At 59.7% G+C, this 9,149-nt stretch carries 12 protein-coding genes and 1 pseudogene; all 13 read right to left on the bottom strand.

Annotation, left to right across the window (positions count from 1 at the left end; genetic code table 11):
* Positions 1 to 343, bottom strand: a pseudogene (locus Q0063_RS13725) (type IV secretory system conjugative DNA transfer family protein); the annotation flags it as partial.
* 220 nt (positions 344 to 563) lie between these two features.
* Complete coding sequence (locus Q0063_RS13720) at positions 564 to 1,376, bottom strand: PcfB family protein (RefSeq protein ID WP_297872523.1); 813 nt, start codon at positions 1,374 to 1,376, stop codon at positions 564 to 566.
* Positions 1,357 to 2,763 (bottom strand): relaxase/mobilization nuclease domain-containing protein, encoded by a 1,407-nt coding sequence (locus Q0063_RS13715; protein ID WP_297872522.1) that lies wholly within the window; start codon positions 2,761 to 2,763, stop codon positions 1,357 to 1,359. Before Q0063_RS13715 ends, Q0063_RS13720 begins: the two co-directional genes overlap by 20 nt.
* Complete coding sequence (gene mobC, locus Q0063_RS13710) at positions 2,763 to 3,086, bottom strand: plasmid mobilization protein (protein WP_297872521.1); 324 nt, start codon at positions 3,084 to 3,086, stop codon at positions 2,763 to 2,765. The genes Q0063_RS13715 and mobC overlap by 1 nt, the downstream gene beginning before the upstream one ends.
* On the bottom strand, positions 3,070 to 3,825 hold the full coding sequence (locus tag Q0063_RS13705; RefSeq protein WP_297872525.1) for a phosphoadenosine phosphosulfate reductase family protein: 756 nt from the start codon (positions 3,823 to 3,825) through the stop codon (positions 3,070 to 3,072). Before Q0063_RS13705 ends, mobC begins: the two co-directional genes overlap by 17 nt.
* A 253-nt stretch (positions 3,826 to 4,078) precedes the next feature.
* A complete protein-coding gene (locus Q0063_RS13700; RefSeq protein ID WP_204791242.1) occupies positions 4,079 to 4,474 on the bottom strand; it encodes a DUF6329 domain-containing protein in 396 nt (131 codons plus the stop codon).
* Positions 4,475 to 4,558: 84 nt separating this feature from the next.
* Positions 4,559 to 4,969, bottom strand: a complete 411-nt coding sequence (gene vapD / locus Q0063_RS13695; RefSeq protein WP_160572053.1) for a VapD family protein — start codon at positions 4,967 to 4,969, stop codon at positions 4,559 to 4,561.
* On the bottom strand, positions 4,959 to 5,261 hold the full coding sequence (locus Q0063_RS13690) for a hypothetical protein (protein WP_160572052.1): 303 nt from the start codon (positions 5,259 to 5,261) through the stop codon (positions 4,959 to 4,961). The genes vapD and Q0063_RS13690 overlap by 11 nt, the downstream gene beginning before the upstream one ends.
* A gap of 85 nt (positions 5,262 to 5,346) precedes the next feature.
* Positions 5,347 to 6,090: a site-specific DNA-methyltransferase gene (locus Q0063_RS13685; RefSeq protein WP_297872520.1), complete on the bottom strand. Its 744-nt coding sequence runs from the start codon at positions 6,088 to 6,090 to the stop codon at positions 5,347 to 5,349.
* Between the two features lie 85 nt (positions 6,091 to 6,175).
* Complete coding sequence (locus Q0063_RS14815; RefSeq protein ID WP_367180389.1) at positions 6,176 to 7,150, bottom strand: hypothetical protein; 975 nt, start codon at positions 7,148 to 7,150, stop codon at positions 6,176 to 6,178.
* Complete coding sequence (locus Q0063_RS13675; RefSeq protein WP_297872519.1) at positions 7,147 to 7,932, bottom strand: DUF4406 domain-containing protein; 786 nt, start codon at positions 7,930 to 7,932, stop codon at positions 7,147 to 7,149. Before Q0063_RS13675 ends, Q0063_RS14815 begins: the two co-directional genes overlap by 4 nt.
* Positions 7,929 to 8,213: a hypothetical protein gene (locus Q0063_RS13670; RefSeq protein ID WP_297872518.1), complete on the bottom strand. Its 285-nt coding sequence runs from the start codon at positions 8,211 to 8,213 to the stop codon at positions 7,929 to 7,931. Before Q0063_RS13670 ends, Q0063_RS13675 begins: the two co-directional genes overlap by 4 nt.
* 202 nt (positions 8,214 to 8,415) lie before the next feature.
* Positions 8,416 to 9,036, bottom strand: coding sequence for a hypothetical protein (locus Q0063_RS13665; RefSeq protein WP_297872517.1), 621 nt, complete (start codon positions 9,034 to 9,036; stop codon positions 8,416 to 8,418).
* Positions 9,037 to 9,149 lie beyond the last annotated feature (113 nt).

Raw genomic sequence — 9,149 nt, 5'->3', positions numbered from 1 at the left:
TGACCAGCACGTTCAGGGAGCGGCGGTGCTTGTGGGTGTCCAGCCCCAGGCGGACATTTTTGGTCAGCAGCTTGTTCTGTTTCTGAGCGAACATGGCGTTGACCTGCCGGGGGGAGGCCCAGGCGGCGGAGCCGTGTTCCTCGCCGTCACGCGTCCGGCCCTGCTGGTCGGCGTAAAGGCAGATGCCCATGACGTAGGCCCCGGTGCAGGCCAGGATGGTCACAAGGCTATGATCCGTCCATTGGATGCGGAAGGGGTGTTCCATGGCCGCCGTCAGGTTAGTGATGATCTCCGGCAGGCCGCCACCCAGGGACTGAGCCAGCAGCAGCGCCGCCCAGACCACGGGAATATAGAGAAATAGGTAAACGGCGAGTTTACCCGTCCGGGATTGTTGATTCAGATCTTCCTCACCTCCAAAAAATACAGCAGCCCGAAGAATCTGCGCCTTGACAGATCCTCCGGGCCTGTGTTACGATAGCTGCGGTACTTCCCTGTGATCCTAACGCACGTTTTTATTGGGATTTTGATCCCTCTTGTGCTGTGACCGCAGGGGAGTATCTTTTTTATCTTGTTTTGGGCCTGTTTTTCGCAACAGATTTTGCTTTTTCTCTGGCCGGAGCGGACGGTCTCCTCACCTGCGCCCGATGCGCCTCCAGACGCGCCGCAATGGAGGGACGCTCACTCGTCCCCCTCGAAGCGCCGCTCTCTTTGGGCATAGATGAGTTGATTTTTGTAACGTGCGAGTCTCGTTCCGACCGAGAACCGTTTTTTCCCTTGTTCTCCTGACGCTGGGCCACAGGGGCCTGCTGGCGGCCCTGGTCTGGGGACCGCTGGGATACCTCTTGCTGTGGCGGCGCTGGCCTTACAGTGGCCTCCTGGGGCCTGCGCTCCTGCCGCCTGACCTGCACCTGCTCCGGGGCATCACGTTCCGGGGCCTGCCGTTCATGAAATACCTCATACCCCCTCTGGAGCGGCTTGGCGGGCCTGCGCTCCGGCTCCGGGGGCAGGGTGTAGAGGATGCGCTCAAAAATGGCGTTGGCCCGATCCAGCTCCGTCACCGGCAGGATCACATCCAGCACCTTGCCCTTGTCATCCTTGTCCTTGATCACGGAGAACAACAGCTTGTGCTTTTTCGCCAGCTTTTGAAACTGTTTGTACTGCTCCGGCGTCATGGGGAAGCGCCGCAGGTCCCGCGTCTCCCGCAGCATCTTGCCCATGTTGACCTTGCCGGAGAGGGTCTTGCGGTTACTGGCCAGGGCCATGGTCAGGGCCAGCATATTCTTCAGGGCCGAGCCGGACAGCCGCACCATCACCTCCGTACCGGAGAGCATCATGCGCACCATCTGATCAGCGGCTTCACCGCCTCCTACGTTCATCTCGTTCCACCTCCTTGGTGTGTTCTTCGATTTTATTGATGTCATGTTCCATCTGGGGCAGCCTGTCTAAAATATCACGGCAGAGGGCCAGCTTCTTTCGTCCCGCACGAATCTGCCGGTTGACCTCCGCCACCTGTTCGTAAATTTCCGCCTTTTCCGCAGAGAGCCGTTCTCTGGGGATGCCGCACTGTTCCAGCACAGCCACCGCATCCATGTACCGGGCGTACTCCGTCTCCATCCCGGACAGGCCGTCCTCGTAGAGCTGTTTGGCCTGGGCCAGAGCGGACACATCCGCCAGGGCGTTGTACAGCTTTTTCCGTTTCTTTTTCCGCACATTGAGGATCGTACGCTGCTTGGTCAGGGTGGCCAGCGCGTCCTCTGTGCGGGACTGGAATGCCGCCATGTCCCCCTGGGTGGCAATGCCATTCTCCCGGAGGAAGTCAAACTGTTCCCGGTATCGGTCGGCTTTCATCACCTCCTGGCGGAGCTGGGGCGTCATCCGGGGTGGATACTGCCGCTGCCCAATCTTGCCCAGGACATAGAGGTAGTGGACGTACAGCGCCATAATTCCGGTATATTTCGGATATTTTTTGAAGGGCTTGTAGGGCGGTCTGTAAATGACGGCGGGCCTGCGTCCGGTCTCAATGTCCTCCAGACCGCTCTGGATCGCCGTCCGGATGCCCTCCTCGGTGAACAGCGCATTTTTCCGTCCGGGGTACATGAACCGATCCTGTCCCCGCAGCCGGAAGCCCAGGCGGTTCCCGTGGCTGATCTCCCACCCCATGTGTTCCATGAGCATAAAGAAGTGGCCCAGGTCGTTGGCGTCCTCAATGGCCGTCCGCAGGTCCGCCTCCAGCATGGAGCGGAAGGTGGGCTGGCCCCTGGACTGTCGGAGCCATTCGATGTAGCTGACCGCCTTGCCAGAACTGCCCTCCATGATGACGGACAGCCCATGCTCCCGGCACAGCCGGTCCGAGGTGGCCCGGATCTGCTGGTAGTAGCTCTGGGCGTTGCTGTGGTACTTCTCCCCGGTGTCCGCGTTCACGGAATTGAAAACCAGATGGGCGTGGATATGCTCCCTGTCCACATGGACACCGATCACCGTCTCGTACCCCGGCAGATGCTCTTTCGCAAACTCTGCGGCGATCTCCAGAGCCTGCTCCGGGGTGACCTCACCCGGCTTGAAGGACTGGATGATGTGGTAATACTGCACCCCGTCCATTTTGCCATAGGCCCGCTTGGTGTCCAGCATCTGGCGGCACTCCCGGCCAGGGTCGCAGTTGAGGTGGGCGGTGAGGACGCGCTCTTGGGTCTTGTCCCCGTTGAGGACGTAGTTGATGCCCACGTCCAGGCGGCCCTTCCGGGCCAGGATCTTCGTAATAGCCATTACTTTTTTGCGATCTGATACATCAGCTCGTAGACCTGATCCAGCAGGAACAGGCCCCGCTTGGCGTCCTCCGCCCTGGCGATGCCGGCGTTGACGCTGCGGGCGATTTGGTTGATGTTATTGCCGATGTGGTGGATCTCCGTGCGCAGTTCCTTGATCTCCTGAGAGGGGCGGGCGCGAACCGGAGTCCCTTCGATCAACCGAATGAGGTAGGCCCTCCGGGAGAGGCCGCACTGCTTGGCCTGAGCCACCAGCCGCTGGTACTGCGCCGGCGTCAGTTCGATGTGGACATGATGCCTGCCGTGCTTATCTGCTCTGCTCATGCCACCTCCTTTTTCCCTTGGGAGAGCTGCCGTCCTTCGCCGCCTGGATCTCCCGCTCAAATACCTTTTCCAAATCGAACACATTGCCGTAAGGGACACCCTTCCGGCTGTAGGGCTTCATGGGCATAGGGATCTGGGCCTGCAATTCTTTCAGTCTCTCCCAATATTGAGGCAAAAACTGATAAATATTTTTCAGTTCCTTCCGGTTCTTATTTTTACAGCACCAGCAGGACACCCTGTCCAGGATGTCATACAGCCGGACACCATTCTCCTCCCAGAAAAATCCCCGCTCATAGCAGAATGCCAGACAGTCCGCCTCCGTCATCCCCGCATCGGCCAGGGGCGAACACTTGGGGGCCTCCAGCCGTTCCAGCCGTTCCGGCTCGTCCGCGGCGATGCCCACATAGTGGACGTCTGCGTCCAGGGCTACACCGTCCAGGGTGCGGGTCTTGAGCTTGGTTCCCCAGCGGCAGGGTCCGCCGCACCAGCCGTAGCCCAGATGGAAGCCGTTCTTTTTGGAGTCAACTGGCCTCTCCAGCATATTGTATAAAAACGGGACACCCGGCTTCACCTCAGTGAACCGGATGCCCCTCTGCTCCAGGACCGGCTTGATCCGGTCCCGGATATGATAAATGCAGTCAAATTCCATTTCCGAATTGTAAAAGATCACTTCGTCCAATGGCATTTTCTTTTCCAGTAACAGCAGTAACATGGCTAACGAGTCTTTCCCGAAGCTCACGCTGGCGTAAAATGCCACTCTGCGTTTCACGCTCCCTTCTGCGGCTCCGCCGCCGATCTTCCGCCCGCAGGCGGCATAGGGGACAGGGGGATCACCCCCTGCAAGCGCGCAAAATGTACATTTGTGCTATGCTTGCGCCGACACCGCCCAGGGGGCGGTGTCGGCCTCGGCCCCGCCAGCGGCGGGGCTTCGCTCCAAGCGGTAGGTTGATTGGAACGGGCGGGCGGCGCCCGCTCTCTCGAAGAGAAAATCATCACCGCTCCCGCTGGCGCCGGGGCTGCCGGAGCTTCAGATCGTAGTGGTCTACCGGCACATCACGCAGATCCAGGCTCCGCTTTTCGGGGACATAGCACGAATACCGGGCGTAGTTGTAGCCTTGGCAGTCCACCAGGATACCGTCCCTGCGGCCCCTGGTGGTCACCAGCAGGCAGCGGGTCACTCCTTTGTCGTAGCCAGTAAGGTGCTTATTGGGGATGAGGAAGGGCATATCCCGCAGCAAATTGGCGGAAAAATTCTGAAACTGCTGGCCGGTCAACTGGAGGATCTTGACCACCTCCACCAGGATGAGCTGGGCGGTCTTAACCTCCACCAGCTCCTGGGCGTGGCTGGCTTTGAAGAAGAAACAGCCGCAGATCGTAGATTTTGGCAACTTCCCACCTCCTGTTGGGTGTAATAGATTCACCCAGATTTCTGTAAAAAAGAGAAGCAAGGTGAATTGTATTCACCCTGCTGTCTATCGTTCCTGCATTGCTTTTCTGTTTTTCTGCCGTCCCCGCCGAACAGGCGGCGGCAGGAGTTCAGCGGGCGGCGTATGGTCGCGCAGCAGGCCCAGGAGGCTGTGCCGCGCCCCGATGTTTGTTGCCGTGATTTCCCTGACGCAGTGCCGCAGCCAGGGAAGCTGTTCCGCCATCTTCTGGGTCAGGAGGGCAACGTCCAGTGCAGTCAGCTTCTCCGTGGAGACATACACGGAATACTGTCGCCGCTCAAAGCCGTTGGTCTCCATGAACCGCTGGATATCCTTGTAGGCCCGCTTGAAAAACTGCGGGTCCCGGCCCGTCTCCTTGCGGGGATAGTGCTGTCTCAGCGCCTCCTGGCTCAGATCGAAGGTGATTTCTTTCCGGCTCATCCCCATGTTACACAGCACCCCGTGCCTTTCCGGCCTGGGCGAGTACGTCCTCCTCGCCGTCCTCATCCTGCCAGACGCAGGCGGTGGCGCAGGCCATGAACCAGTCCGAGCGCAGCAGAGACAGGATAATATCCCACATACACGCGAAGTCATCGCCGTGGCCCTTGTCCTGGAAGGACAGGGGGTCACCCTCGGAGACACAGGGCAGGCTGTGGGCGGCGAACAGGCTTTTTACCGTCCGGTGAACATCCTCCAGCGTGTGGCCTCGCCGCTCTACGGCGGCTTTGTCAAAGGAAAATTTCACTTTCATTTTGCGACACCTCCTGTTGTTTGGTAGCCCACATCATACCGCACCTTTTTGACAATATCCAGATGAATCGGCAGACAGTTATCGGTCACGCCGCCTGGGCCAGCTCCTGGGCGATCCGCTCCCTGGCGAGGCGGGCGTACTCGTCTGTCACCTCAATGCCGGTGGCGGTGTAGCCCTCCAGCACGGCGGCCAGGACAGTGGTGCCGGACCCGGCGAAGGGGTCCAGGATGTGCCCGCCCGGCTCGGTGATTTTCACGATGTCCCGCATGAGCTGGAGGGGCTTCTCCGTCAGGTGGATGCGGTTCTGGGGGTTGCCGTACTTGAACACCCCCGGCAGGCAGGGGACGGGGCGGTTGATGGGCATATCGCCGTTGGAGCCCCAGACGATGTACTCGGCCTGCTGGCGGAAGCGGCCTTTCTGGGGGCGGGAGTTGCCCTTGTCCCAGACGGCGGTGCCGCGCCAGATCCAGCCTGCCCACTGGAGGGCATCGGAAGCGGCGGGGAGCTGTCGCCAGTCAATGAACATACACACCGGCGCTCCCAGCTTGCACAGCTTCCGGGCGTCCGCCAGCCACTCCGCCGCCCAGCGGGTCCAGGAACGCTGATCCTTGGCGTCCCCCTCGAAGGGCGGGGGCGCGTGGTCCCCCATGCTGGAATACTTCTTGGCGGTGGACTTGTTCTTCTCCGCCTGGGTGCGGCCCCCGGAGGCGTAGGGCGGGTCGGTGATGACGGCGTCAAAGGTTCCAGGGGAGAAACCTCCCAGCAGCTTCAGGGCATCGCCCTGGATGATCTCCCACGTCGGCACAAGCTTCGTATCGGTCGTTTCCACCTTGCGGTGAAAAGCTCCCTCACTCCGCTGCGCCTCCTTTCCCATTGCGACTCGCTCCGCTGGACTCGCAATGGGGGCCCAATTATTATCGCTCATGTGTGTTCCTCGCTTTCTTCTTGTTAGATTTTTGGGGTATAGCAGGCGGAGACAGCTCTGTCTCCACATACTCGCTGATGATATTGAGGGCTTTGCTGTAGTCCCCGCAGGTGATGACGCGCTGGACCATGTGGCTGACCAGATCCCCCATGCCCGCCTCTTTCAGCAGCGAAGAGGCTTTGCCCATGACCGCAAAGATGTTGCCGTCCATTCCGATCAGGCTCATGGTGGGCTTTTGTCTGGACGGCTGGTGCAGAAAGCCGCCCAGCCGATTGGGGACGTAGTCGGACAGCCATGTGCCGCCGTATCGGTCATGGGTCTGGATGCGCCACATGGCGAACTTCCCAATATTCAGTTCCGCATCTCCGAAGGGAAACAGCAGGCAGGTCACCCCATCGTGCCGGAAGGATACGACATTCTCTAATTTGCCGCCGTCCAGCAGAATGCCGGCCTCGGTGAGTTCCCGGTTGATGCCGTCCACCCACTCCTGGGGATCGCCGCCGCAGCCCTGGAGGACGAGGCCCTCCTCACCCTCCATGTGCCGCAGGTCCTCTGCGTTGATCTGTTTCACATCGCTCATGGGATTTTCCCTTTCTGTCAGATTCTCAGCCTGAACAGCGCCGCCCACGTCCTCCGGGGCCTGGGCAAGCTGCTCTTTTTTATACAGTTCTCTGTCACGGATCTCCCACAGCATATGGCCCATCTCACCGCTGTGGTCGTAGCCAGTGATCTCGGACTCCCAATAGCCGCGCACAACCTCCAGCGGATCGTCAAACCGGAGCAGAAATTCCACGTCCTCCTCATCGCAGGCGTCCAGCAGCTCCTCATGGAGCTGCTGGGCGGCGGTGATCTCCGGGGCCATGGCAATCAGCTCAGAAACTGTTTTTTCTTGAAGAGATTCTATAAAAGCTGTGTAGTTTTCATCCAGGCGTTTCTTCAGGGTGTCCTTCCGTTCACTGCTCATCGCGCACCCTTACCTTTCCGGGCGGCCTGCCTGCGGGGCGGACTGCGCCCAATGGTCTCCTGGTCGGTCTTGACCTGGATGCCCAGATCCATGGCGTGGCGGATCTCCGCCCACATTCCCTCCGTCCACTCCGGGCCGTAGACGTGGACTTCCTGGCAGGACTCCACCAGCCGCAGGCCCATGTCCCGCGCCGCCTGATCCTGCTGGGGGTTCTCCGGGTCAGCGATAGGCGGGAACATCAGGTGGGGGCAGACAGGGATGTCGCCCGCCTGGAACACCTCCTGGGCTTTCTGGCGGGCGAACTCGATGTTCTTTTCCACGTCACCCCGGAGAGGGGCGCAGATGTACACCAGCTTGGGGCCGTCCTGGGGACGCTCCTGCTGCCGCTCCCGGAACACATTCAAGTATTGACTGGCGGCCTGCCGGATCGTCTCATAGTCGGCATCGGTGGGACGGTAGGCGTACCACTCCAGCTTTCCATAGCAATCCCAGATGTGGGGAGTCACTCCTTCACGGAAGTTGGGGTTGCCTGGAACGGGCTTCTTGCCCAGCAGGTCCTCCAGCTTCAGAACTTGGATGTCCACCGGCCCGTCCGTGCGGTTCAGCACCGTCAGCTTCAGGGCGTCATACTCGCCGGAGATGTGAGTAGAAACGAACTGCACCCGGACCCGCAGGTCCTTACCCAGCGTTCCAAGACAGGCTTGGCCCGAACAAGCTGGATTGTCAAAGATTTTGCCATCCCCGAACAACCGTCCCAGCTCCTGCTCAAAAAAGCTGCTCATTTTTCACCTTCTTTCTCGTAAATAATGTAATATTCTGTTCCGTCATTGCCCCAGCGGATGGTTTCCATGCACTGCAATTCTCTGACCAGCCACCCGGCTTCGCCCATGACGGCGGCCACATCGGCGGCTTGGACACAGCGGACGGTCCTTTCGCTCCAACTCCCACGGGGCTTGATTTTTCCTGTGAAAGCGTTTTTCTTCATCCGCTTGAATGCCGGGGAAGATGCCTCTACCGACATTCCGAAGGTCGTGCCGTTAAATTCCCTCATGTGAAGATCCATCAGCCGTCCCTCCCTTTGCTGGAACTGCTTTTGTCCTTGCAGTAAAATGGACAGGGTATGCAGACCGTATGGTTTGGCAGCTCGTAGTGCCGTCCGGTGAACAGACGCGCCCGATTATCGCAGCCGCTGGTGACCCGCCAAGGGGCTTGCTTCCGCTTCCTGCTGTGGAGGCAGGTCTGGTATCCCTGCGGATTCCTGATCTTCATCTGTCCCGTCCCTTGTCCTTCGGCCTTTTTTGCTTTTCCTGCGGCTGGCGGGGGGTCAACTTGTCTCGTGAGGGGGCGCGGAGAACCGTGCGCCCCCGTTCATCGATGGACAGGGTGTCCAGGGAGTCGTTGGAGATCGTCTCATCGCTGATCACCACCACACTCCCGGCCAGCATCACATCTCCTATCACCTTGCCATAGACAGCGCAGCTTCCGGTGAGGATGGGCGAGGCTTTAGTGGTCGGGGACTGGAGGACCATGCCGTTCCCGGAGACTCGTGCGCACCGGCTCAGTCTGGCTCCCCGGATGTAAGCGTCATCCTCGGCTCTGGAATCGCCGAACATTTCCGTGCCATGGGACGCATAAGCACAGCCACAGACAATGGCCCTCTCCCGCAGGACGGAGCCTTTGTCTACACAGCCCTCTCCGGCAGCGATGGCATTGTCAAAGATCCAGGCGTCATCTCCCGTCTCAAAGGACAGGTTGCTCTCGCACTCCACAAAGCCGCCCAGGTCTCCGGCCTTGACCTCACTGCCGATGTCCCGCAGGGCGCGGATACGGTGGAGAAAAGGATATTTTTCGTGGGCAATGTCTGTGATCTCGTATTTTGTGTTCATCGTGTTTTTACCTCCTACCATTGCAGGTGTTCCTCCGCCCCGCAGCGGCGGCAGGACAGGGTGTCAACGCCAATATGAAATTGTAAGAAAACGCCGAAGAAATTTTGTAGTTT

The sequence above is a fragment of the uncultured Oscillibacter sp. genome, from assembly GCF_947654275.1.
In the GTDB taxonomy this organism is placed as follows: domain Bacteria; phylum Bacillota; class Clostridia; order Oscillospirales; family Oscillospiraceae; genus Oscillibacter.
The sequence above is the reverse complement of the archived record's forward strand: the minus strand, read 5'-3'. Positions and strand labels throughout refer to the sequence as shown.